Consider the following 23,159-nt stretch of genomic DNA (forward strand, 5'->3'; position numbering starts at 1 on the left):
TCGTTGATCGCGGTCGACACGCCTCGGATCTGTTTGGTTCATGAGATGACGGGCCTTCCATCCCTGGTGAACATCAAGGAACGCACCGAAGCCGGCTCGGTGGCTCCCCATTCAGCGGGTTGGATCGTTCGCGGCGCAATAGCGCTCGTGCTGGTCTTGGCCGCATCGTGGCTTGGATATGCGGGTGCTTTCTACCGGGGGCTGGGCGATTTGCATGCCACGGCCCAACAGCGGCTGGCTGTCGAGATCGCGCGCCTGGATGGTTACCTCTCCCGATTTGAATACCTGCCGTCGCTGCTGGAGACGTCGCCTGACGTGTTTCGGTTGCTGGGCGATCCCACCGATCCCGCACTGCAGCACGCGGTCAGCTTGTACCTGAAGTCGATCAACCTTCTTGCGGGAGCAGACAACCTTTACGTCCTGGCCGTTTCCGGCGAAGCATTGGCCGCCGCCGATTTCGACCAGCCGGGCACGCCGGTTGGCATGAACCTCTCCTATCGTCCGTACATGACCGATGCTCTTGCGAGCGGCCGCGGCGCGTTCTTTGGAATTGGCATCACGAGCTCGCGGGCCGGTTACTACTTGTCTTATGCTCTGAAGGAGGGGGGGCAGACGAAGGGCGTGGCCGTGGTCAAGGTCAATCTCGAGTCGCTGGAGCGCGAATGGCGCGACAGGGCGAGCGATCTGGTCCTGATCGACGCTCGCCAGGTCACGATCCTTTCCTCTCGGGATGAATGGCGGTTTCGTCCCATCGCGCCATTGTCGTCTGAAGTTCGCGACGATATTGCGCGGTCCAAGCCGTACGGAAACTCCGAGCTCAAGCCACTCGGCTGGACGTATCTCGCCGGCGCCGACCGGGTCGCGGCTGAGGATGGCTGGACCTATAGCCTCGATGAGCGCTGGTTGAACGGGAATCAATGGCGACTCATTCTTCTCGGCGACGAAAGGCCGATGCGGCAGACGGCCATCGCCATCGGCGGCTTCTCGGGGCTCGCCGGGGTTGCGGCATTGCTGGCGTTTGGGCTCTTCGAGCAGCGCAGGAAGGAGCTCAGGCAGCGCCTTGCCAACCAGGCGGCATTGCAAGCCGCGAACGATAGCCTCGAAATCAGGGTGCAGGAGAGAACCGCTGAGCTGCGATCCGCGCAAGACGAACTTGTGCATACCGGCAAGCTCGCGGCCCTCGGCCAGATGTCGGCCGGTATCGTGCATGAATTAAATCAGCCGCTTGCGGCTTTGCAGACTGCTTCCGACAACGCAATTCTGCTCGTCGACCGCGGCAAGATCGGTGATGCTCGCGGCAATCTCACGCGGATCGGCGAACTGGTTCGCCGGTTGGGCCGCCTGACCGGCCAGCTGCGCGTCTTCGCCTATAAATCGAACAGTCCTCTCGACGCGGTGTCTGTCGAACACGCTCTGGCCGAATCTTTCAAGATCGTTGCAGCGCGGATCAAGGAAAGCGGCGTCGATGTCTCTACGAATGCCGAGCCCGGTCTCCGCGTCGTCGCGGATCAGATCCGGCTCGAACAGCTCCTGTGCAACATCCTGGCGAATGCGCTGGATGCTCTGGAAGGGGTGCAACAGAAGTCGATTGCGATCCGGGTGAGTAGAGAGGAAGGGCTTAGCCCTCGCGTCCGCATCGCCATCAGCAACAGCGGCCCACCGATCGCGCCTGACGTCCTTCAGCGGATGTTCGAACCCTTCGTGACGACGAAACCCGCCGGGAAAGGTCTCGGTCTTGGTTTGATGCTGTCAAATCACATTGCACGCTCGTTTGGCGGCGAACTGCAGGCGCGAAATCTCGCGCCGCGCGGCGCCGAATTTGTCGTGCTTCTTCCACTGGTCGACACAGCAGGAATTCCGGCATGAGCGATGAGCAGTCGATCGGCGTGATCTACGTGGAGGACGACGACGACGTCCGGATCGGCGGCGTCCAGGCCCTCGAGCTTGCCGGCTTTGCCGTCGCCGGCTTCACGTCGGTCGAGGCCGCTGATGCTGCCGTCAGATCGGATCGGCCGATCATCGTCGTCTGCGACGTGCGCCTGCGAGGCAGGAGCGGTCTTGACTGGCTGACCGATCTGCGCCGGCTGGATCAGGAGCTCCCGGTGATACTGATCACCGGCCACGGCGATATTTCGATGGCCGTGCAGGCCATGCGAAACGGGGCGTACGACTTCATCGAGAAGCCGTGCTCGTCGGAGCAGCTCGTGTCCGTGGTTCGCAGGGCCGCCGAGAAGAGGCGGCTGACCCTCGAGGTGCGTTCGCTGCGATCTGCCCTGGCCGACCGCCAAGGCATCGAGGCGAGCCTGCTCGGGCGCTCGCCGCAGATCCAGGAGGTGCGCAGACTGGTCGCCACGTTGGCCGCGACCAATGTCGACGTCACGATTTACGGTGAAACCGGCACCGGCAAGGACGTCGTCGCGCGTTGCCTGCACAATCACAGCGGGCGCCGTAGCGGGAATTATGTCCCGGTGAACTGCGGCGGCTTGCCGGAATCGCTCGTCGAAAGCGAGCTGTTCGGTCACGAGATCGGCGCTTTCACCGGCGCCACGCGCCAGCGCATCGGCAAGATCGAATACGCCAACGGAGGAACGCTGTTCCTCGATGAAATTGAGAGCATGCCGCTCAGCGTGCAGGTGAAGCTGTTGCGGTCGCTTCAGGATCGGTTGATCGAGCGCGTTGGTTCGAACAAGCCGATCTCGGTCGACTGCCGCGTCGTGGCGGCAAGCAAGGCGAACTTGCTGGAGTTGAGCGAGAAGCGGCTGTTTCGGGCGGATCTCTATTACCGCCTCGGAGTCGCCTTCATCGAGCTGCCGCCGCTCCGCGAGCGCCGTGAAGACATTCCGCTCCTGTTCGAGCATTTCACGCTGGAAGCCGCCCGGAGGTTCGAGCGCGATGCGCCGATCCTCGATGAGCAGACAACGTCTGCCTTGCTGGCTTATTCATGGCCGGGCAACGTCCGCGAGCTTCGCAACGTCGCCGACCGCTTCGTGCTTGGTGTCCTCGACGGCAAAACCATCAACAAGTCCGGGCTCGGGAGCTCTGACGGGTCATTGCCTCGCCAGCTCGAGAACATCGAGCGATCGATCATCGAGGACGCGTTGCGCCGCAAGCAGGGCGATGTCCAGGCAACCGCGGCGCTCCTCGGCCTGCCAAAGCAGACCCTGTACGACAAGATCAAGCGTCTTGCCGTGAACGTGGACGGCATCAGGGAAGGTGCGAGTTTTCGCGGTGGAACGTGAGGCTGCCGGCTGGAGCGGTCTCGGGCAGGAAATAACCAATACGTTGTGCGTCGTTCAAGTGAGGGTAACATGGACCGTCCGTTCAACATGCCAGACGAATTCGTCGATGCCTTCGTGAAGGCGGGGGCGAGCCTGTGGCGGTCGTGGGCCTCGGCATCCGTCGCCACCGGCGATGCGGAGACGAGGTCGATAATGGAGTCGCCGTCGCGGATTGCGGAGCTCCAGGCCGAGTATCTGCGCCGCCTCTATGTGCTCGCGGAAGATGCTTTCAAGTCGAGCGCCGGCATCGAGAGCGTGACTGCGGTCGAGCCCGCGCGCGGGGATCGCAGATTCAATGGCGCGGAATGGCGCGACAACTCGCTCTATAGCTTGCTCAAGCAATGCTATCTCCTGAATTCGCGCTATTGCATTGAAATGGTCGAAGCGCTCGATCTGGACGAGAAGGAGAAGCATCGCCTGCGGTTCTTCATGCGGCAGTTTGTCGAGGCGATGAGCCCGACCAACTTCGTCGTCACCAACCCTGATGCCATCAAGCTCGCGACCGAAACGGAGGGCCAAAGCCTGACCACCGGTCTGGGCAATCTGATGACCGATCTCGGCCGTGGAAACCTCACGATCACGGACGAGCAGGCGTTCGAGGTGGGGAAAGACGTCGCGGCATCGAAAGGTGCTGTCGTGTTCGAGAATGAATTGTTTCAGCTCATCCAGTATGAACCGGCGACCGAGCAGGTGGCTGCGCGGCCGCTGCTGATCGTTCCACCCTGCATCAACAAGTTCTATATTCTCGACCTTCAGCCGACCAATTCCTTTGTCCGCTTTGCGGTCGAGCACGGCTTGACGGTCTTCATGGTTTCCTGGCGCAATCCCGATGCGTCATGCGGGCATCTCGGTTGGGACGACTACGTAGAGAAAGGCGCAATGCGGGCCATCGAAATTGCCCGATCGATTTCGGGCGCCGACAGGGTCAACGTGGTCGGATGGTGCGTCGGAGGCACCATCCTGTCCTCGGCGCTCGCACTTCTGCGCACGCGAGGAGACGAAACGGTCGCAAGCACGACCTTGCTGACGACCATGCTCGACTTCAGCGAGCCCGGCGACCTCGGTGTGTTCGTGGACGAAGAGAGCGTGGCCCTGCGCGAACAGACGATCGGGCGGGACGGCATCTATCGGGGCGCGGAGCTTGGTTTCGTGTTCCAGACGCTGCGCTCGAAGGAACTGATCTGGCCGAACGTGGTCAATCATTATCTCAAGGGCAAGCCGCCCGAGCGCTTCGATCTTCTGTTCTGGAACGCTGATGTCACCAACCTGCCGGGCCCGATGTATTGCTGGTACATCAGGAATATGTACCTGGAGAACAACCTCCGGAAGCCAAACAGGTTGATGATGTGCGGTACGTCAGTCGATCTGGGCCGCGTCGATGTACCCGCCTATGTCCTGGCGACGATGGAAGACCACATCGTGCCTTGGCGATCCGCTTATCGCACCACTGGTCTGTTCAGCGGCGACGTTCGCTTCGTGCTCGGCGCCAGCGGACATATTGCCGGCGTGATCAATCCCGCATCGAAGAACAAGAGAAGCTATTGGTTGTCGAACGATCGGCACGAAGATCCCGGGGCGTGGCTTGCCGCCGCGCAGGAGAAGCCGGGCAGTTGGTGGAATGACTGGATCGCTTGGCTCGAACCATGGGCGCAAGACAAGCTGGCGGCGCGGACCCAGCTCGGCAGCAACCTCTACCCTCCGGGCGAGGCCGCACCAGGCAGGTATGTAAAGGAAAGGGCGAGCTGACGGCAGGGCAGATTGGTGCGGCCGAGCGGACCATGTTCGATTGGCCTTTCAGTAGTTGGCTCAAACTGGCCCGTGATGGATTGGAGCGAGAGTTAAAGCGTTTCAATGAGTTAGAAGGCGGCGTGTGCACCGGGAGATCAAGAACGATCTATTGTAGGCCAGTGTCGGCGATCATCTTTGGAAGTGGGCGGATGTCAGGAGAAGCGTGAACGGCCTGAGGCTCACGCAGCGGAAGCTGGGGACGTCATCCCCCAAACTTGGAGCGCTTCGGCGGAGCTGGACGCTCGGCCGATCGCCCAGAGATTCAAGAACAACAGTGAAGGCAGAAGCTGGTGAAGATCACCGAGCAATTGGGGTCCTCCAGGGCTCGAAACTGCGACCAGACGTCGTGCGTGTTCGGCTGACCTGAAGCATGGGTTTGGTTCTTTCACAGCGCCGTTGCGTGCGCTCCCGCCTGAGGGTGGCCGGGTGGTCATCCGATTTAGCACCACGGCCGTGAATCGTGGGTCCCACCCTCTCCGTCATCGCGCCATGCTGCGAAATATGACGAGCAGGCGGGGCAGTTGCGATTGCCTTATTCCCGCGATCCGGGATCGCGTGCTCAAGGGCGTTGACGCGCGAGAAGATATTCAGCCCCTCATCGAGCGGCGGTCGACGAATTTGCAAGGGCGGTGACGGAAAGGGGGGAATTCACTGACATGCTCGGATCGAGCTGAAAGGCATTTGCATACGCATTCCTTGGTGCGTTGCGACATTCGAGCCATTTCCGCTGGCACGAAAAATGCTGAGCCGCCCCGGCGATGGCGAGCATGAAGTTCGCCGCGGAAGGAGGACAACATGAAAGCCCAAGTACTGAGAGCGTATGACGAAAAGCTTTCCGGTGAGCGCTGGGTCAGCGAAGAAAAAGTGCCTGATCCGAAGCTGACGAAATCGACAGACGTCATCGTCCGCATCGGCGGTGCGGGCGTGTGTAGGACCGATCTCCATATCGTCGAAGGCGTGTGGAAGCCGCACATGGATCCGACCGGCGACAAGCTGCTGCCCCTGATCATGGGACACGAAAACGCCGGCTGGATCGAGGAAGTCGGCAAGGAAGTCGAGGGACTGAAGAAAGGCGATCCTGTGATCGTCCATCCGAAGATCACCGGCGGGACGTGTCTGGCCTGTCGCCGGGGCTTCGACATGCACGGTGCCGGCACATTTCCTGGCCTCGATTGCAATGGTGGTTATGCAGAATTCCTTTGCACCTCGGAGCGGAACATTGTCCCTCTGCCGCGGACCCTTGCACCAAAAGAGGTCGCGCCATACGCGGACGCGGGCCTCACGGCGTATCGCGCAGCCAAGAAAGCCACACGTCATCTTTTGCCGGGCGAATTTTGCGTCGTCATCGGTGCGGGTGGGTTGGGCCACATTGGAATCCAGTGCCTTAAAGCGATGTGTGCGGCCGACATTGTTGTCGTCGACAAGTCGGAAGGATCGTTGAAACTAGCCGAAAAATCAGGCGCCGATCACCTCGTGAAGGCCGACGGCAACGAAGTAGCGGCCGTTCTGGCCCTGACTGCTGGAAATGGTGCAGAGGCGGTGATCGATTTCGTCGGCGAGAAGGGCACGACCTCGAAGGGCCTGGCAATGACCCGCCCGATGGGAAGCTATTACATCGTCGGTTATGGTGAGGACATTCGGGTGCCGACCGTCGACATGGTGATTGCCGAGAAGAACATTATCGGAAATCTGGTCGGGACATGGGCCGAGTTGACCGAGTTGATGGCGCTTGCAGACCGAGGTCTGGTCGAACTCGCTACGGCCGAGTATCGCCTCGCGGATGCCAACAAGGCCTTGCACGATCTCAACGCCGGAAAAATTCACGGACGTGCGGTTCTTATTCCCTGAGCCCGATCCAACCCGATCCATCGCGGGTATGCACTTGCTCGCGATGGAACTCGAGGGGGCTCTCGCTCCGTAATGGAATGAACCTCTCTTGGATGGTGCTCGGCGAAAATCTTCGGGCTCGCTGACCATTTTGTACGGCAAGCCGTCGAGGCGAGTGACCGCGCAGACGCTGAGAGTCTCATTTTGCATCGCCGTCTCAATTTGCGTCGCAGCAGTGGACAAAATGCACTCGGACTTCCAGAGCCACCACCACGGCGCGGCCAGGTGCTGCACCATCTGCCGCGGGACGTTCGGGCTTGTCCGCCACTATCTCTGGCGCGTGGCGCTGTGCTTCAGGAAGTGAGTCGATCGGTTCAAACAACGTAAGGAAGCCACCACAAATGGCTTCGCTGATTGCAGGCCGGGTAGTCGCAGGACTTTCAAACAGCATTGTACAGCTTCGCTTCGGGAGCGTCACATGAGGTTCGTTCTGGTGAATGGTAGGACGCCATGTTCGAAGACCCTTTGCATGCATTGCTGTGGGCCAATTCATGCAAGCTATTTGAGAGAGCTCAGCACAGGTCTGTCGTTCTGCGACTACGAATGTTACGCGCTCTATTCCTGTCGCTGGGCCTTGGAGCTTGGGGCGGGCGTTGCTGGGATCAACGCCCATTGACGTAATTCCGGTGCTCGGCGGGTGGTTGTTGCTGCGGTGCAAATAGTGCGACGCAAACTCACGCTTCTGGTCTGCTGAGATTCTCAATCTGCAATTTCTGTCGCAATTTGCATCGGCTCCGACCGCCAACTGGTAGCGGTAACGCCTCCGTTCGCGCCAATCTCCGCTTCCGCACAGCTACAAGCGACCCAACGAGCCCTCCTGACTGCTGGCACAACCGTTGCAAAGCTCCCGATACAAGAACGTCGACTGCTCTCTACGGGGCGAGCCGCGAAAAGAACGAGGGAAGGGACGTCGAGAAGGGCGCATCATTGCGGGATGAAGTAACTGCGATCGGACGACCGCCGCTCCGAAGATCGCGCCTGATCATCCTCCTAGTGCTCCACAGTCGTCCTGAGACCCTTGCCGATATCAAGCGTCCGGCCGTGCGAACGGCCGCGAGGTGGCCCGTAACGCACGGGTAAGCACTGACCGGCCCGACGAGGGCCAGGGCAGGCGAAATATCGATGTGGTTTCTGACCCGATCAGGAGGAAAGACTAGATGTCTGGAACACTAACTCTCAACAAGATCACGGCCCAACGGGGCATTTCCGTAGGTGAGGCTGCAAAGAAGATCGCAGACCTCGGATGGAATCCGTCCTACGTCCAGGAAGCGATGACCTTCCCCACGGACTACAAGATCACGAAGGCACCGAAGGATCCGATGAAGCAGGTCCTTCGCTCCTATTTTCCAATGCAGGAGGAAAAGGACAATCGCGTCTACGGTGCGCTCGACGCGGCGCTCCGCGGCGACATGTTCCGCAACGTCGAGCCACGATGGGTCGAGTGGATGAAGCTGTTCCTGGCGATCATCCCGTTCCCCGAAATCTCCGCCGCGCGGTCCATGGCCATGGTCGGCCGTCTGGCCCCGGGTGAGGATCTTCGGACCGGCTTCACGATGCAGATGGTCGACGAATTCCGTCACTCGACGATCCAGATGAACCTGAAGAAATGGTACATGGAGAACTACATCGACCCGGCCGGATTCGACATCACGGAGGAGGCGTTCGGCAAGTGCTACGCCACCACGATCGGCCGGCAGTTCGGCGAGGGCTTCATCACCGGTGACGCCATCACATCCGCGAACGTCTACCTGACCGTGGTTGCAGAGACCGCGTTCACCAACACGTTGTTCGTCGCCATGCCGTCGGAAGCGGCCCGGAACGGCGACTATGCGTTGCCGACCGTGTTCCTCTCGGTTCAGTCCGATGAGAGCCGCCATATCGGTAATGGCCACTCGATGCTGATGTCGATGCTGAAGGAGCCGGAGAACCACCTCCTGCTCGAGCGCGACATGCGCTATGCGTTTTGGCAGAACCACGCCATTGTCGACGCGGCGATCGGAACCTTCATCGAGTACGGAACTACGAACCGTGACAAGAATAAGGAATCCTACGCGGAGATGTGGCACCGCTGGATCTTCGAGGACTACTACCGGACCTATATGCTGCCGCTCGAGAAGTACGGCATCAAGATCCATCATGACGACGTCCAGACCGCCTGGAAGCGTCTGACCGAGAAGCACTACGTCCACAAGGTCGCGCAGTTCTTTGCGGTCGGCTGGTCGGCCAACTTCTGGCGCATCGAAGCTCAGACCGAAAAGGACTTCGAGTGGTTCGAGCAGAAGTATCCGGGCTGGTACGCGCAGTTCGGCGAGTTCTGGAAATGGTACGAGAAGCTGTCGCATCGCGGCCAGACCAACATCCTGTTCAACAGCGACGTCGGCTATGTCTATCCGCATCGTTGCTGGTCGTGTCTCGTTCCATGCCTCATCCGCGAGGACATGGTCACCGACGAGATCGACGGCAAGCTGCACACCTTCGCCCATGAGCTCGATCGTTGGACGGCCGTCGAAGCCTTCGCCGGCGAGTACCAGGGACGTCCGACCCCGGCGATGGGACGGTTCAGCGGCCGTCGCGAGTGGGAAAGCGTCTACCACAATGTCGATATTGCCGACGCCATCAAGGATCTCGGCTTTGTCCGCACGGACGGCAAGACCCTGGTCGCCCAGCCGCACCTGCGTTTCGACCAGAAGGAAATGTGGACGCTGGACGACGTCCGTGGCCACATCCTCAAGAGCCCGCTGCAGACGCTGCGGGAGATGAGCCCGGCCGACCGCGAGGCGCATATCGCCGATTATCGCAAGGGATTCACCATCAATCCCTGCAACTAAGCGGGACGGAAGGGGCCGGCTCCGGTTGGCTCCTTCCCGATCCTTCCCCGGAAGACATGAAAGCTCTGGTTTGAGGAGGCCCCCTATGGGCGCGCCCGCTAATGTCGTTCGCCTGCAACCGGTGGGCATCGAGTTCGAGGTCGAGGAGAACGAAACCGTTCTCGACGCCGCGTTTCGCCAAGGAATCGCGCTTCCGCATGGTTGCAAGGAGGGGCAGTGCTCGGCGTGCAAATGCGTCCTTACGGGAGGCGATGTCGAGCTGAAGAAATATTCGACGTTTGCCCTCAACGAGATGGAGCGCAGCCAGGACTACATCCTGCTCTGCCGAACTTTGGCCTATTCGGATCTCGAGGTGGAGCTCCTCAATTACGACGAGGAAGTGCTGTCGAAATCGATCCCCGTCAAGGAATTCACAGGGACGGTCACGAGCGTCTCCGCCCTGACTCACGACATCCGCCGCCTTGAAGTTACTCTGGAGCAACCTCTGAAGTTCTGGGCCGGTCAATATGTCGACATCACGCTCCCGGGACCAGAGACGATTACGCGCTCGTTTTCCATGGCAAATCCGCCGGGCGAAAGCCAAAAACTCGCGTTCATCATCAAGAAATACCCCAACGGACGTTTCTCCTCGCGCCTCGACGGAGATCTCGCCGCCGGAACCAGAGTCGAAATCAAGGGGCCCTACGGCACCTGCTTCCGGCGAGAAAACAAAACCGGAGCCATGATCCTGGTCGGCGGCGGATCAGGGATGTCGCCACTGTGGTCAATCCTGCACGATCACATCAGCTCGGGAGAAGTGCGCCCGCTGCACTTCTTCTACGGAGCTCGTACGCAGAGCGACCTTTTCTATCTCGATCGCTTCGCAGAGCTCGCCGCCAACCATCCGGAATTTGCCTTCGTCCCCGTTCTCTCCCATGCAGCCGACGACACGGGCTGGAGTGGAGCGAAGGGCTTTGTGCACGAAGCCGTCGGATCACACCTTCGCAATGCGGGATACGGCGAAGACGTGGACGTCTATGCCTGCGGACCATCGCCGATGATCGAGGCGCTGACGCCAGTGCTGCAGATGAACGACGTCGAGTCGGATCGCGTCTATTTCGACAAGTTCACGCCAGCCACCAACTAAGAGGCGTTGACCGGCTGACGACCAATTCGAGAGCCCAACAACAGGAGGAGGAAGACGACCATGACTGCGGTTCAAGCCGAAACAGCCAAATCCGGTGCAGCAGGTTCTGCGGTGTTCCCGGACTCAGATAGCCGGAAATACCGGTACTTCGAGCCACGCAGCAAGCGAGCCACGCACTACGAAGACGTGACGGTTGACGTCCAACCGGATCCGGAACGCTATCTGTTGCAGGACTGGATCATCTCCTTTCCGAACGGCAAGGGTGCATACACCAAGGACAACACGGCGGCGCTCAGCTCGAACTGGCATGCGTTCCGCGCCCCCGACCAGGAGTGGGAGCGTACTCACTATCAGCGCCAGTCCAAGATCGAAGCCATGGTCCAGGCCGTGATCGCGAACGGTCGCAAGTCGGGGGCACCGAAGAGCTTCGACAAGGCCTGGATCAAGGTCCTGCAGAACCATCTCGGCGCGTGGAAGCACGCCGAGTTCGGTCTCGGCACGTCGCTGATGCAGGCCCAGCGCTACGGCTACACCCAGATGATCAACAATGCGACGCTGACCAACTCGTCCTACAAGCTTCGACTTTCCCAGGACATTACGCTCTATCTCGCCGAGATCGGAATGGACATTCCGGGGTTCGACGACACGGCCGGCAAGCGCGCCTGGCTGGAGGACAAGGGTTGGCAGGGCACACGGGAAGCGATCGAGTCGATCATGGGCTCGCCCGACTATCTCGAGCAGTATTTCGCCACCAACATCGTCTTCGAACCGCTCGTCGGCGAGCTGTTCCGCAGCGGCTTCCTGATGCAGGTAGCCTCGTCGAACGGCGATTTCATCACGCCGCCGGTGATTTCGTCCGCGGAAGCGGACTATGAGCGCAATCTCGCGAACACGATCGACCTGATGCACCTCCTGGTGACCGACAATCAGCATGGCGCTCACAACAAGAAGCTGTTCCAGGGGTGGGTGAACAAGCATGTGGCGCTCGCCAACAAGGCGGCCGCCGGCCTTCAGCCGATCTGGTCGCAGTCGCATTCAAAGCCGGTGCAGTACGCCGACGCGCGCGCGCAGTCGGTCGAACGCATCAAGAAAATTCTCGGCGAGCTCGGCCTCACCCTTCCCAAGGAGTAAATTGCAATGTCCGTCGTTTCCAGATCTGCGACCAATCAGAATATCTTCCAGAAGATGGGAGACCTCCGTTTCGAGCAAACAATTTCTCATCAGTGCGGCGTCACCATGAATGACAGTGTCGAGGCGCGGGCCATCGCCGAATTCATGGGGAAGAAGCCGAACGTGACCGTGACCTATCAACCGGCCCTGATCCGCATCGACGGCGAAGGAAAGCTGATCTTCAAGATGGATGAGATCAGCGAAATTCTCGGGAAGGAAATGACTGCCGAGATCTTCGAAGTGAATACCTCGACCCACTATGGACGGATGGTGCGCGTCGACGACAACACGGTGACGCTGTTCGGCAACATGGACGAGGTCTTCGAATACATCGAGTGAGCTCCATTCTCCCTGACTGGGTGGGGCCGCTTCGTGGCCCCACCGCTTCTCGAACTGTTCTCGCGCGACTACTGCGCCTCGATTTGATCGAATAGAGCAAACCAAGAATTCCTGGAGACCACCATGTTCATCACTCCCAGCGGCGAGGAAGTGTTCGTTTTAGACGGTCACACCCATTTCTGGGACGGCAGTCCGGCGAACCAGGCCAACATCCACGGCAAGCAGTTCATCGATTGCTTCTACGCCTATCACACCTCGCTCAGCCCGAAGGACAAGCTCTGGCCGAAGGAGCAGTTCGAAAAATACAGCGCCGACCAGATGTACCACGATCTGTTCATCGACGGTCCGGACGACATGGCCGTCGTTCAGTCGACCTACCTGACAGAGTTCTACAAGAACGGCTTCAACACCATCGATCGCAATGCCGAGATGGCAAAGAAGTACAAGGATCGCTTCATCGTCAACGGTGCCTTCGACCCGCGGGACGGTGAGAAGGCACTCGAATACATCCACTACATGAAGGAGACGTTCGGCATCAAGGGCGTCAAGCTCTATACAGCCGAGTGGAAGGGCGATTCGCGAGGGTGGAAGCTCACGGACCCCAATGCCTACCGCTGCCTCGAGCTCTGCCAGAAGCTCGGTATCACCAACGTCCACGTCCATAAGGGGCCGACGATCATTCCGTTGGACAAGGACGCGTTTGATGTTCACGACGTCGATCATGCCGCGACCGACTTCCAGGGGCTGAACTTCATCATTGAGCACTGCGGTCTGCCTCGTCTCGACGATTTCTGCTGGATTGCGGTGCAGGAGACCAATGTTTACGGTGGCCTCGCGGTGGCGCTGCCGTTCATCCACGGGCGCCCGCGCTATTTCGCCGAAGTGATCAGCGAACTGCTGTTCTGGGTCGGCGAAGATAAGTTGCTTTTCGGCAGCGACTACGCGATCTGGACGCCGCGCTGGCTGGTCGAGAAGTTCTGGAATTTCGAGCTGCCGGAAGATCTCAAGCAGGAGCACGGCGTCGATCTCACTCCGGAGGCGAAGAGGAAGATTCTGGGCCTCAACGCCGCGCGCCTCTATGGCGTCGACGTCGAGGCGCAGAAGGCGAAGCTTGCGCAGCAGGTTCACGCGACTGCGGCGGAGTAGACACCATGAGCGCGCTCCAACATCGGCATGATCGTAAGACCAGCGAGGTGTGGGAGCGCCTTGCGTCGGTAACGGACCCCGAGCTGGACGAGTCGGTTACCGAGCTCGGATTTATCGAACAGGTCTCGGTCGATCATTGTGACAGGGTCGATATCGTCTTTCGCCTGCCGACCTACTGGTGTTCGGCGAACTTCGCGTTCCTGATGGCCGATGACATGCGTCGGGCGGTGGCGTCGCTGCCGTGGGTTCGTGAGGCCCGCCCGCAACTGCGGGATCACATGGTGGCCGAGGAGATCAACAGAGGTGTCCGCGAGGGTATGTCGTTTGGCGATGCACTCAAGGACTTCGCGGCCGGCGGGTCGCTCGACGATCTGCGGGAGAAATTTCGTCGCAAGGCATTCGAACGGCGCCAGGAGGTCATGATACTGGCATTACGGGGGTTGGGTTATGAGGATCCAGCGATCTGCCGGATGAATCTGAGCGCGTTTGACGCGATCAACTTCGGCTCGGAAGAAGTTGCGCGCCAGAAACCGCGCTATCGAGAGCTTCTGGTCGAACGGAGCCTCGCCAGTCTCCCCGGCGACCGCGCCTTTGTCACCTACGATGGGCGCACCATCAAGCGCCACGAAGTGGTCCTGTATCTGCAGCGGTTGCGAGGAGTGCGTATCAACATGGAGTTTAACAGCTCCTTGTGCAGAGGCCTTCTTGCGGTTCGCTATCGCGGGTTCGATGGGGATCGTTCGGGCCAGACCTCCGGGCCGTGCGGTGGCTGCGGCAGTGGCTGTGGCGTGCAGTCTGTCGGACCGGCAGGCATGAAGAAACATTCCGTCGCGCTTGCTTAAGGTTGCGCTGATACGCGCAGCGCCTGCGAGCGCCAATAGACGGAGCGGACAGCAAGTCCGCCCGACCTGATAACCAAGAGACGACCACGTGGGAGTGAAGCGCAATGCCAAAAGTTCTGCTGCATGACATAGAAGCTCGCCGCGCTCTCGCGCGCGGAGTCCAGAAGCTTGCTGCCGCGGTCGAATCGACGCTCGGTCCCAAGGGCATGAACGCGATGGTCGACAGGCCGATCGGCACGCCCATCGTGTCTCGCGATGGCGTTACCATCGCCTCCGAGATCGAACTGCCGGATCGCTTCGAGAACATGGGCGCCCAGGTGGTGCGCGAGGTCTCGATGCAGACCAACGAAGTCGCGGGCGACGGTACGACGACGGCGATGGTTCTCGCGAACGGCCTCATACAAGGGGGCGTTGCGGCGCTGGAGCGCGGCGCGAAGGCCGTCGATCTCTGCAAGGGGATTGACCGGGCCGTCGAAGTCGTTGTCGAGACCCTGAAGAGAGCGGCGGTCGCCGTATCGGATCGCAAGACATTGCAGGCGGTGGCGACGATAGCTTCGACCGACGCTCACCTGGGCGGTCTGATAGCCGAGGCGGTCGAGCGCGTCGGCAAGGACGGCATCATCAGCTCCGAATACGGGCTGACGACGAGCACGACGCTCGAGGTCGTCGAAGGCATGTCGTTCGACCGGGGGTACCTTTCTCATCATATGGTGACGGACGTCGAGAAGATGGAAGTGGTGCTGGATCAGCCCTGCATTCTCCTGACCGATCTGAAGATCAGGACGCCGGGTGAGCTGTCACCGCTCCGCGCGATGGTTGCCGCGACCGGACGGCCGCTCGTCATCGTCGCTGAGGAGATCGCGCCGGAGGTCGTCGTCACGCTGTTGGGCGATGGCAACCGCGGCAAGGTGCTTGTGGTCAATCCACCAGACTACGGCCACTGGCGCAAAGCGATAATGGACGACCTCGCCATCATCACCGGTGGGCGGGTCATCGCCCGCGAACTCGGCGGCAGGCTGGAGGAGGTTGGCATTGGCGATCTCGGCACCGCGCGGCAGGTGCGGGCGAGTGCGCGTGAAACGGTCATTATCCGGGGCGGTGGTGACGATGCCGCGATTGCGGCGCGGCGCCAGCAGGTTGCAAAGCAACACGATCTGGCACCGCCCAACATCGAGCAGGACAAGCTCAAGGAACGACTGGCCAAACTGTCGGGCGGAACCGCGGTCATCTTTGCGGGCGGCGTCACGCCAGTCGAACAGAAGCGTACGATCCAGTTGATCGATGATGCGCTGAGCGCGGCGCGGGCGGCGGCCGAGGAGGGCATCGTGCCTGGTGGCGGGACAGCACTGGCGCAGTGTGCGCCGGTGGTGGCGCGCACGCTCGGCAACATCAATGGCGACCTGGGTGAAGGCATCAAGCTGGTACGTGAAACCTTGTCGCGTCCTGCCGCCTTCATCGCCCGAAATGCGGGGCACGACGCGCAGAAGGTCGTGGCCGAGCTGCAAAGCTCACGGACGGGGGTCGGGTTCGACGCTGCCAACGGGGTTTTCATCGATATGGTGTCAGCCGGCATCGTCGACCCCGTCAGGGTCACGTATACCGCACTTCGAAACGCAGCCTCTGTCGCCACGCTGGTCCTGACCACCAACACGTTGGTTGCCGACGTGCCGGAGTACATTGACTCGACACAGGGACCGGCACTCGGCGGCGGGGCGGAGAAACTTGGCCGCGCATGAGTACGTACGTGGTTTGCGTTCCGTCGCGCCGCCTCAGGCTCCGTGGTCGGGATATCTTAGGTGACAACGATCTGGAACGCGGTACAATCTTGGCAGCTCCGGCATGGGCCGAAGGAGGCGTGCAACAAGCCTCCACGGACATTCGATTAGCCGGGCAGGAGGAAGCGGGACATGGCCTACATCATCTCCAAACGTGACGGTCCGCACCGCGAAGAGGTGGCGGCGAAGGACTTCCTTCAGAAGAACCGCACGACCATCAACTCGCTCGCCAATCATCTGACGCTCGGGCGTTGGCAGGAGCTGCGCCACCCGAAGACTCCTTCACAGCCTCAGCCATCGGGCAAGCTCTGGTCCACGCCTCGGGCCCGCCCAAAAGAGCTTGAGCCCTACGTGCTGATCAGCTTCAATGGTCGCGTCGTGATTGCCGATCTTGCTTCGGGGCGGCAACTCCATTTTGTTGGAGAACTGCGCGGCAGCGGCCGGTCGCGATACTTTGCGCTGGCAACGCACGAGAATGGGATCTTCGATCCGCTGGATGACGAATTGTACAAAGTCCTGGTCGACCTGGAAGGCGTGAGCGTCCCCGACGAGACGTCGGAGGCTCAGCTGGAGCAGGTCATCTCAAGTCGTCTTGGCTTGGACGCGATCGCCAGAAGCAACGAATGATCTCCACGAGCTGGATCTGGCGGGATATCGATCTCGATCAGGTCTGGCGCATGTCGTTTCTGCCGATCAAGCTGCTGTTTGCCAATGTAGGTTTGGTGCCCCAATGCTGACGGAAACGTTCATGGCCAAGCCGCCATTTTCCCTGGAAGGCTACAAAGTTCCGGACGTCACGGACGCGGAGCAGGGGCGGCCATACGATGAACGGGAAACCAACAGGGCGTGGGAAAACTTTCTGACGTTCGGAGACGCAAAGCGCGAGAACGCTCTGGTCCGAGGCGTCATCGAGGAGTCATGGCAGCGCAGCATCCAATCGGGGGTCGATGCCCGTTGCAAGGGCAGCGGTCTCGTCGCGTCGCCGGACGATCTCTATGAGCTGCGTCTGAAGAACGATGATCTGCTTGGCTCCAGCGCTCAGACATTTCGCCGTGTAGCGGATGTACTCGGCGATGCGGCCACGATGTTGGTCATCACCGACAGGAACGGCGTCGTGCTTGATGTCGGGGGCGACCAACGGACGATAGATGCCGGGCACGATATTCGCCTCGAAGTCGGCGCCGATTGGGGCGAGACGGTGACCGGCACCAATGGCATTGGCACAGCGCTTGTCACAGGCAAACCGGTCCATGTCCACGCGGCGGAGCATTTTTCCGAAGGCATCAAGGCCTGGACTTGCGTCGGTAGTCCCATTCGTAGCCCGATCGACGGTAGCATCATCGGCATCATCGATTTTTCCGGACCCCAGGCGATCTTTCATCGGCACAACGTCGCATTGGCGGTGATCGCCGCCAACCATATAGAGCTCGCGCTCTCGGAAAAGATCCGGCTCGAAAGAATACTGCTTCTCGAGGCGAGTATCTCTCGAATGTCAGGGATGGGCAGCACTGACGGCGTGGTGATCCTGGATCGCTTTGGTCGGGTCGTTCATCACAACGATATGGCGTCGGCTCGCTGGCGGCGGATCGCGCAGTCGCGTGAGTTGAACATCGGATCACAAATTCTCCCAAGCCGCGAGGGTCTGTTGGGCAAAGACCTGGCGCAGGCGTTGCCCGAGGAACTGCGCGAACAGCGGATCGAGCCACTGGTCGTCAACGGAGAAGTGAAGGGCGCAATGCTCGTTCTCGCGTCGAAGCCACGGGCAAATCCTGCTGCATCCGAGATGTCGCCGACAGCCCGCACAGCGCTGATGTCGGCCAAGGACGCGATCGTCGGATGCAGCGAGGCATTGCTTGAGATCGTCCAGAAAGTCGAGCGCGCGGCGTTCGGCCGGACGGCGATCCTGCTCGAGGGCGAAACGGGAGTCGGCAAAGAGCTGTTTGCCAGTCTCATTCACGCGGCCGGCCAAAAGACGGGCAAGGAGCCCTTCATCGCCTTCAATTGCGGTGCGGTTTCAAAAGACCTTCTGGGCGGCGAACTGTTCGGCCATGCTCCCGGCGCGTTTACCGGTGCCACGCGCGAAGGAAAGCCGGGACGCTTCGAATTCGCCAATGGTGGTGTGCTCAGCCTCGACGAGATTGGCGAACTGCCGCTGGATCTCCAGCCCTATCTGCTTCGCGTGCTGGAGGAGCGCGCGGTGTACCGGCTCGGCGACAGCAAGCCGCGCCCGGTCGACGTTCGACTTGTTGCTTCTACGAATCGGAACTTGAAGCAGGAAGTGACAGAGGGGCGTTTCAGAAAAGACCTGTATTTCCGGATCGGCGTCGTCAAATTCACCATCCCGCCTCTCCGCGAGCGCCAGGGCGATGTCGAGATCCTGATCGACCATTTCAACCACAAATTTGCGACTACCTATAACACCCAGGCGCTGCGCTTCGAGCCAGACACGATGGAATTGCTGCAGCGCTACAGCTGGCCGGGGAATGTCCGCGAACTTCGCAATCTGGTCGAGAACCTCGTACTGATGACGCTGACCGGCGTTGTGACCCTCAGGGACTTGCCGGAGGACTTCCTCGAACCAGGTCCTGCTCAGCCCAAGTCAGGCCCTGCGCAAACGGCGCACCGCGCGACGGAGGCCGAAGAAGAGATCGCCCGTTTCGACGACATGGAGCGTCGCGCAATCGAGAGAGCGGTGGCGAACGCCGGCGGCAATATTGCGGCCGCTGCCGAAAAGCTGGGGCTCTCGCGCGCCACGCTGTATCGCAAATTGCACCAATACCGTTCCCAGACCTAGGGATGGGGTCAGACATGGCGGCTGTCTGCAATCAACAGAAGGGCGGGGGAGGGCCGCTCGCCCCGGCGACCCTGGCCTCGCAGATCCTTGCGCGCGCGGACCGCGACGTCACTTTCGTGGTGCACCTGATCGGCGAAAGCCAAAGCCTGCTGGTGCGACATTTCATCGTGTTTATCGAGGCCGAGCTCGCAAAGCGAGGGATGAGTTACGGCGTACATCCGCTATTGCGTCCTTTCATCGAAGCGCATGCACGCGAACTCTCGGATTTCGTCTTGCAGGGTATCGGCCTGCGGCATCAGTTCGGCCTCCAGACCATCGAGACGATGGCCGGAGATCCGGCGCGGTTACTGAGGGTCGATCTGTGGGACTCACTGCAATCTCACGTCAATGACGCTCAGCAACACTTCGTATCTGGTGCTGGAGGCCTGCAGCGGGTTCTGGACCAACTCGAGTCGGGCGGATGAGCGGGGATCCGGCGACCCTTGTCGACATGCTGAAGGAGCGGTTGCTCGTCGTTCAGCAGATATCGGCCGTTCAATCGCGCAGCCTTCTGCACCGTCAGCTTGGTGGCGGAGCGGGTTTCGAGATCCAGAGGATCGAGCGGGAGATTGCAGAAATAGGGGCCTCGTATGCGTTCACGAAGACGCTCGAGGACGCGCGCGGGCGCTTAGCGAGCGCGGATGCCGGAATGGCAGAGTGCGAGGCTCGATGCGCCGCGCTGGAACGGCGCCTTGAAGATCTCGACAGGTGGATTGCGACCAGCAAGTGAGACAATCGATGGACACGATGGAAGCCGAGACCGCAACGCTCTATGACTTGCTTGGGCGTCATTGGAGCGTAGGCGCGGCGGTTACGAGCGCGGCGTTCGACGCTGCGGGAGAGGCCGCCGCGTTCGCACTTGCCGATGGCTCTCTGGCCATCGCTCCGCTGATCGACAGCGAACCGCCGAAAGACCGCTGTCGTATAGCGTTGGACGGAGGCCGGTCGACGATCTCGCCGCGGCGCAAGCCGGTGCCACCGTTGACCAAAGTCGTTATCAGCGATGGTCTGCTTCATCTTGCTTCGGTCGAGCCTTCGGGCTTCATCGCAAGTGATGGCAGCCAATTGCTCCACGTGTCGGCATCCGGTGTGACCCGACAAGGTGCGAAATTCGGCACTCCGATCGATCTCGTCACCCCGGTGCATGCTGGAGGTATTCTGGCCGCTTCCGGCGGATCGGTCATACACTGCGACTCCAACGGTGACATCGGATGGCTCCAGGAGCGCGCCGGAGGGAATTCATCCGCGATGGCGGTATCGCGAGATGGCCGGAGCTTTGCGATAGGAGCTGACGGTTGCCTGCTTGTTCGTGCCTTCGGGCCGCGACCTGAGCCGACCGCTTCATTCGCGCTAGGCTCAATCTCAACTTTGTCGTGGAGCCCCGACGGAAGCTGGCTGGCCATGTCCTCCGCCAAGGGAGGCATCTTGTTGCTGCGTCTTTCCGACGAGCGGATCGTCCATATTTCCAGCTATCCTGCGAGCGTTACGTCTCTTTCGTGGAGTGCAGACTCCGGCGTACTCGTGACGAGTGGAGCCTATCGGATCATCGCATGGGACGTTTCCAGCCTCGGCGAGGGTAGCGAGCCGCCGAAGAGCCTCAGCACAGGCCGTGGCGGCTTCGTCCTCGTCGAGACCGTTGACATGCACCCGGGGCGTCGGTTGGTTGCGGCGGGATACGGCGACGGCAGGGTCGTTGTCGCCAGGATCGGAGAACCCGACGAGCTGGTCGTCAAACCGCCGGGTGGGAGGGCGGTCCAAACCCTCCGATGGTCCGACGACGGCCAGCATCTTGCAGTCGGAACGCGCGACGGCGAGGCGGCGATCGTGACGTTCCCGCCGCAAATCTTCAAGTAATGGCGAGCTGGGCGAAGAGCCTTCGCGAATTCCAGGAGCAACCTCATGACAGTTACCGAAGCGTCAAACGAAGCCAAAAGCAAGGATCAGTTCTTCAAAGAGCTGGCCGAGCTCTCCGAGCGCATGATCTCCGCGCACGGAAAAGAGTTCTCGATGGGCGCCTTGGTGCTGGCAGCGAGATTCATCGCCGAAAATAGGCCCTTCGAGCGAAACGCAACAACGCAGTGACGGGTCGTCCTTCTGCACATGAATCTGAGGGAAGGGTCTCGCGGATTGTATGTTGAAGGGGCTTATTCGGAACAACGAACTCGTCCTTAAGGCCGAGTGGCTGGAGACCTTGTCACTGCACAGTGGCGCCGGATTGTGGAATGCGATCTTGTACGAAGGGGACGCGATGCACCCCAAGGCGCGTTGGACCTGGTCGAGGCGAATTCCGGCGCTTCTGCGGGTACAAGATAGAAGCTGGATTCCCTAGCGTCGTGCAATCTTGGTCTGACCGCCTCCGCACCGACGACGCCGCGTCGACATTCGCCGCGTCTGGTTCGACCCGCGAGACCGGCCTCGGCTATGGTCGATGTCATTCATCTAAAAGCTATCATGCTTTCTATCATCACCTGGACATGGTGATCAGCCTCGCTCCGCGACGCCCGGCTTGTGTGCAACAGCGATCAGCTCGTGACGCGCTTGTAGAACAAGCTTGCCGTCGGCCGCGCGGACGACCAGCCAAACTGCGCTTGCAATGTTTAGTAAACCGTGCATTACTAAACAAATCGAGCCTGCCGGGCCTATAGAATCCGGGTGGCGCGAGGAAACGTCAGTTTAGTTATTCAGCTCGTCACGGACTGTGTCGCTCTGCTCGAAGCATTCGAGCGGGTAGGAAAGCTGCGCCATGTCGATGGCCGGCCCACTCGGAGGGAACGTGTAATGAAACGGACAACGAAGACGCTTGTAGTGGCATGCGGGGCTGTTGCCGCCGCATTCGGCGTCGGAGCGGGGACCACGCCCGCACAGGCGCAAGGCAAAACCATCACGCTGTGCTGGGCCGCATGGGATCCCGCCAACGCGCTGGTCGAACTCTCGAAGGATTTCACCGCCAAGTCGGGCATTGGTATGAAGTTCGAATTCGTGCCGTGGACCAATTACGCCGATCGCTTCCTGAACGAACTCAATTCCCACGGGGCGTTGTGCGATCTCATCATCGGCGATTCACAATGGATCGGCGGCGCTGCGGAGAACGGCCAGTACGTCAAGCTCAACGATTTCTTCAAGAAGGAAGGAATCAGCATGGACGACTACATGCCGGCGACGGTGGTCGGCTATTCCGAGTGGCCCAAGAACACGCCGAACTATTGGGCGCTGCCGGCTATGGGCGATGCGGTGGGCTGGACCTATCGCAAGGACTGGTTTGCGCGGCCGGACGTGCAGAATGATTTCAAGGCCAGGTACAGCCGCGATCTCGCCGTACCGAAGACGCTCGATGAGCTCCGCGACATCGCGCAGTTCTTCCAGGGCCGCGACATCGACGGCAAGAAGGTCTATGGCGCCTCGATCTATACCGAGCGTGGCTCGGAAGGCATCACCATGGGCGTCTCGAATTACCTCTACGACCACGGCTTCAAATACGACGATCCGAAAAAGCCCTATGCGATGGACGGGTTCGTGAACTCGCCCGGCGCCGTCAAGGGGCTCGAGGCCTACAAGGATCTTTACAAGTGCTGCACGCCGCCCGGCGCCTCCAATTCCTACATGTCGGAGGGGCTTGATGCCTTCAAGTCCGGCCAGGTCGCGCTGCAGATGAACTTCTTCGCGTTTTTCCCGGGCCTCTACAAGGACCCGAATGTCGGCGGCGACAAGATCGGCTTCTTCGTCAATCCGGCCGGCCCTGCCGGGCAGGCGACGCAGCTCGGCGGCCAGGGCATCTCGGTGGTCTCCTACTCCAAGAACCAGGCCGAGGCGCTGCAATACATCAAGTGGTTCTCCGGCGGCGACGTCCAGAAGAAGTGGTGGGCGCTCGGCGGCTATTCCTGCGCCAAGTCCGTGCTGAACGATCCGAGCTTCCCGAACAGCGCCCCCTTCGCGAAGGAGTTCCTGCAATCGATGGGAATGGTCGTCGACTTCTGGGCCGAGCCTTCCTACGCCCAGCTGCTGCAAGCCGAGCAGAAGCGCGTGCATGACTATGTGGTGGCCGACAAGGGCACCGCGCAGGAAGCGCTCGACGGTTTGGTGAAGGACTGGAAGGCGATCTTCAAGGAAGAAGGCAAGAAGTTCTGAGGCAAGCTGCCCGGAGCGCGTG

18 protein-coding genes are annotated in these 23,159 nt (G+C 60.6%); all 18 read left to right on the forward strand.

From position 1 onward, the window contains the following. The first annotated feature begins 3 nt into the window (after nucleotides 1-3). The 18 genes from RAD15_RS00420 to RAD15_RS00505 all read left to right on the forward strand — a co-directional run bounded on the left by RAD15_RS00420 (nucleotide 4) and on the right by RAD15_RS00505 (nucleotide 23,137). Entirely contained in the window at nucleotides 4-1,866 is a 1,863-nt protein-coding gene (locus RAD15_RS00420) for a sensor histidine kinase (RefSeq protein ID WP_458173282.1), read from the forward strand. Then, nucleotides 1,863-3,239: a sigma-54-dependent transcriptional regulator gene (locus RAD15_RS00425; protein ID WP_458173284.1), complete on the forward strand. Its 1,377-nt coding sequence runs from the start codon at nucleotides 1,863-1,865 to the stop codon at nucleotides 3,237-3,239. Before RAD15_RS00420 ends, RAD15_RS00425 begins: the two co-directional genes overlap by 4 nt. 69 nt (nucleotides 3,240-3,308) lie before the next feature. Further along, complete coding sequence (locus tag RAD15_RS00430; RefSeq protein WP_458173286.1) at nucleotides 3,309-5,024, forward strand: PHA/PHB synthase family protein; 1,716 nt, start codon at nucleotides 3,309-3,311, stop codon at nucleotides 5,022-5,024. Nucleotides 5,025-5,861: 837 nt separating this feature from the next. Next, the gene (locus RAD15_RS00435) at nucleotides 5,862-6,914 is read left to right on the forward strand and encodes an NAD(P)-dependent alcohol dehydrogenase (protein ID WP_458173288.1); all 1,053 of its coding nucleotides are present in this window, start codon (nucleotides 5,862-5,864) and stop codon (nucleotides 6,912-6,914) included. Between the two features lie 1,196 nt (nucleotides 6,915-8,110). Continuing rightward, nucleotides 8,111-9,781, forward strand: a complete 1,671-nt coding sequence (locus RAD15_RS00440; protein WP_458173290.1) for an aromatic/alkene/methane monooxygenase hydroxylase/oxygenase subunit alpha — start codon at nucleotides 8,111-8,113, stop codon at nucleotides 9,779-9,781. A gap of 85 nt (nucleotides 9,782-9,866) precedes the next feature. Beyond that, nucleotides 9,867-10,907 (forward strand): 2Fe-2S iron-sulfur cluster-binding protein, encoded by a 1,041-nt coding sequence (locus RAD15_RS00445; RefSeq protein ID WP_458173292.1) that lies wholly within the window; start codon nucleotides 9,867-9,869, stop codon nucleotides 10,905-10,907. 60 nt (nucleotides 10,908-10,967) lie between these two features. Then, complete coding sequence (locus tag RAD15_RS00450) at nucleotides 10,968-12,038, forward strand: aromatic/alkene monooxygenase hydroxylase subunit beta (RefSeq protein WP_458173294.1); 1,071 nt, start codon at nucleotides 10,968-10,970, stop codon at nucleotides 12,036-12,038. Nucleotides 12,039-12,044: 6 nt separating this feature from the next. After that, nucleotides 12,045-12,416, forward strand: coding sequence for an MmoB/DmpM family protein (locus RAD15_RS00455; protein ID WP_458173296.1), 372 nt, complete (start codon nucleotides 12,045-12,047; stop codon nucleotides 12,414-12,416). Nucleotides 12,417-12,539: 123 nt separating this feature from the next. Then, nucleotides 12,540-13,562: an amidohydrolase family protein gene (locus RAD15_RS00460; protein ID WP_458173298.1), complete on the forward strand. Its 1,023-nt coding sequence runs from the start codon at nucleotides 12,540-12,542 to the stop codon at nucleotides 13,560-13,562. Nucleotides 13,563-13,567: 5 nt separating this feature from the next. After that, nucleotides 13,568-14,404 (forward strand): metal-sulfur cluster assembly factor, encoded by an 837-nt coding sequence (locus RAD15_RS00465; RefSeq protein ID WP_458173300.1) that lies wholly within the window; start codon nucleotides 13,568-13,570, stop codon nucleotides 14,402-14,404. 104 nt (nucleotides 14,405-14,508) lie between these two features. Further along, a complete protein-coding gene (gene groEL / locus RAD15_RS00470) occupies nucleotides 14,509-16,140 on the forward strand; it encodes a chaperonin GroEL (protein WP_458173302.1) in 1,632 nt (543 codons plus the stop codon). A gap of 171 nt (nucleotides 16,141-16,311) precedes the next feature. Next, complete coding sequence (locus RAD15_RS00475; RefSeq protein ID WP_458173304.1) at nucleotides 16,312-16,806, forward strand: hypothetical protein; 495 nt, start codon at nucleotides 16,312-16,314, stop codon at nucleotides 16,804-16,806. Nucleotides 16,807-16,909: 103 nt separating this feature from the next. Next, on the forward strand, nucleotides 16,910-18,973 hold the full coding sequence (locus tag RAD15_RS00480) for a sigma-54-dependent Fis family transcriptional regulator (protein WP_458173306.1): 2,064 nt from the start codon (nucleotides 16,910-16,912) through the stop codon (nucleotides 18,971-18,973). A 14-nt stretch (nucleotides 18,974-18,987) separates the two neighbouring features. Continuing rightward, complete coding sequence (locus RAD15_RS00485; RefSeq protein WP_458173308.1) at nucleotides 18,988-19,437, forward strand: hypothetical protein; 450 nt, start codon at nucleotides 18,988-18,990, stop codon at nucleotides 19,435-19,437. Continuing rightward, a complete protein-coding gene (locus tag RAD15_RS00490; protein WP_458173310.1) occupies nucleotides 19,434-19,742 on the forward strand; it encodes a hypothetical protein in 309 nt (102 codons plus the stop codon). The genes RAD15_RS00485 and RAD15_RS00490 overlap by 4 nt, the downstream gene beginning before the upstream one ends. Before the next feature lie 8 nt (nucleotides 19,743-19,750). Next, nucleotides 19,751-20,866 carry a WD40 repeat domain-containing protein gene (locus RAD15_RS00495; RefSeq protein WP_458173312.1) on the forward strand — a complete coding sequence of 372 codons (1,116 nt, stop codon included), beginning with the start codon at nucleotides 19,751-19,753 and terminating at the stop codon, nucleotides 20,864-20,866. A 45-nt stretch (nucleotides 20,867-20,911) separates the two neighbouring features. Beyond that, nucleotides 20,912-21,094, forward strand: a complete 183-nt coding sequence (locus tag RAD15_RS00500) for a hypothetical protein (RefSeq protein ID WP_458173314.1) — start codon at nucleotides 20,912-20,914, stop codon at nucleotides 21,092-21,094. Between the two features lie 696 nt (nucleotides 21,095-21,790). Then, entirely contained in the window at nucleotides 21,791-23,137 is a 1,347-nt protein-coding gene (locus RAD15_RS00505; RefSeq protein WP_458173316.1) for an ABC transporter substrate-binding protein, read from the forward strand. Nucleotides 23,138-23,159 lie beyond the last annotated feature (22 nt).

It is taken from the genome of Bradyrhizobium sp. 14AA, assembly GCF_054185205.1.

Bases quoted from the DNA above. Each gene is read 5' to 3' on its own strand.
- RAD15_RS00465 (WP_458173300.1), top strand. From the start codon at position 13,568: ATGAGCGCGCTCCAACATCGGCATGATCGTAAGACCAGCGAGGTGTGG.
- RAD15_RS00475 (WP_458173304.1), top strand. From the start codon at position 16,312: ATGGCCTACATCATCTCCAAACGTGACGGTCCGCACCGCGAAGAGGTG.
- RAD15_RS00500 (WP_458173314.1), top strand. From the start codon at position 20,912: ATGACAGTTACCGAAGCGTCAAACGAAGCCAAAAGCAAGGATCAGTTC.
- RAD15_RS00495 (WP_458173312.1), top strand. From the start codon at position 19,751: ATGGACACGATGGAAGCCGAGACCGCAACGCTCTATGACTTGCTTGGG.
- RAD15_RS00455 (WP_458173296.1), top strand. From the start codon at position 12,045: ATGTCCGTCGTTTCCAGATCTGCGACCAATCAGAATATCTTCCAGAAG.
- RAD15_RS00490 (WP_458173310.1), top strand. From the start codon at position 19,434: ATGAGCGGGGATCCGGCGACCCTTGTCGACATGCTGAAGGAGCGGTTG.
- RAD15_RS00485 (WP_458173308.1), top strand. From the start codon at position 18,988: ATGGCGGCTGTCTGCAATCAACAGAAGGGCGGGGGAGGGCCGCTCGCC.
- RAD15_RS00430 (WP_458173286.1), top strand. From the start codon at position 3,309: ATGGACCGTCCGTTCAACATGCCAGACGAATTCGTCGATGCCTTCGTG.
- RAD15_RS00425 (WP_458173284.1), top strand. From the start codon at position 1,863: ATGAGCGATGAGCAGTCGATCGGCGTGATCTACGTGGAGGACGACGAC.
- groEL (WP_458173302.1), top strand. From the start codon at position 14,509: ATGCCAAAAGTTCTGCTGCATGACATAGAAGCTCGCCGCGCTCTCGCG.
- RAD15_RS00505 (WP_458173316.1), top strand. From the start codon at position 21,791: ATGAAACGGACAACGAAGACGCTTGTAGTGGCATGCGGGGCTGTTGCC.
- RAD15_RS00445 (WP_458173292.1), top strand. From the start codon at position 9,867: ATGGGCGCGCCCGCTAATGTCGTTCGCCTGCAACCGGTGGGCATCGAG.
- RAD15_RS00450 (WP_458173294.1), top strand. From the start codon at position 10,968: ATGACTGCGGTTCAAGCCGAAACAGCCAAATCCGGTGCAGCAGGTTCT.
- RAD15_RS00435 (WP_458173288.1), top strand. From the start codon at position 5,862: ATGAAAGCCCAAGTACTGAGAGCGTATGACGAAAAGCTTTCCGGTGAG.
- RAD15_RS00460 (WP_458173298.1), top strand. From the start codon at position 12,540: ATGTTCATCACTCCCAGCGGCGAGGAAGTGTTCGTTTTAGACGGTCAC.
- RAD15_RS00480 (WP_458173306.1), top strand. From the start codon at position 16,910: ATGCTGACGGAAACGTTCATGGCCAAGCCGCCATTTTCCCTGGAAGGC.
- RAD15_RS00440 (WP_458173290.1), top strand. From the start codon at position 8,111: ATGTCTGGAACACTAACTCTCAACAAGATCACGGCCCAACGGGGCATT.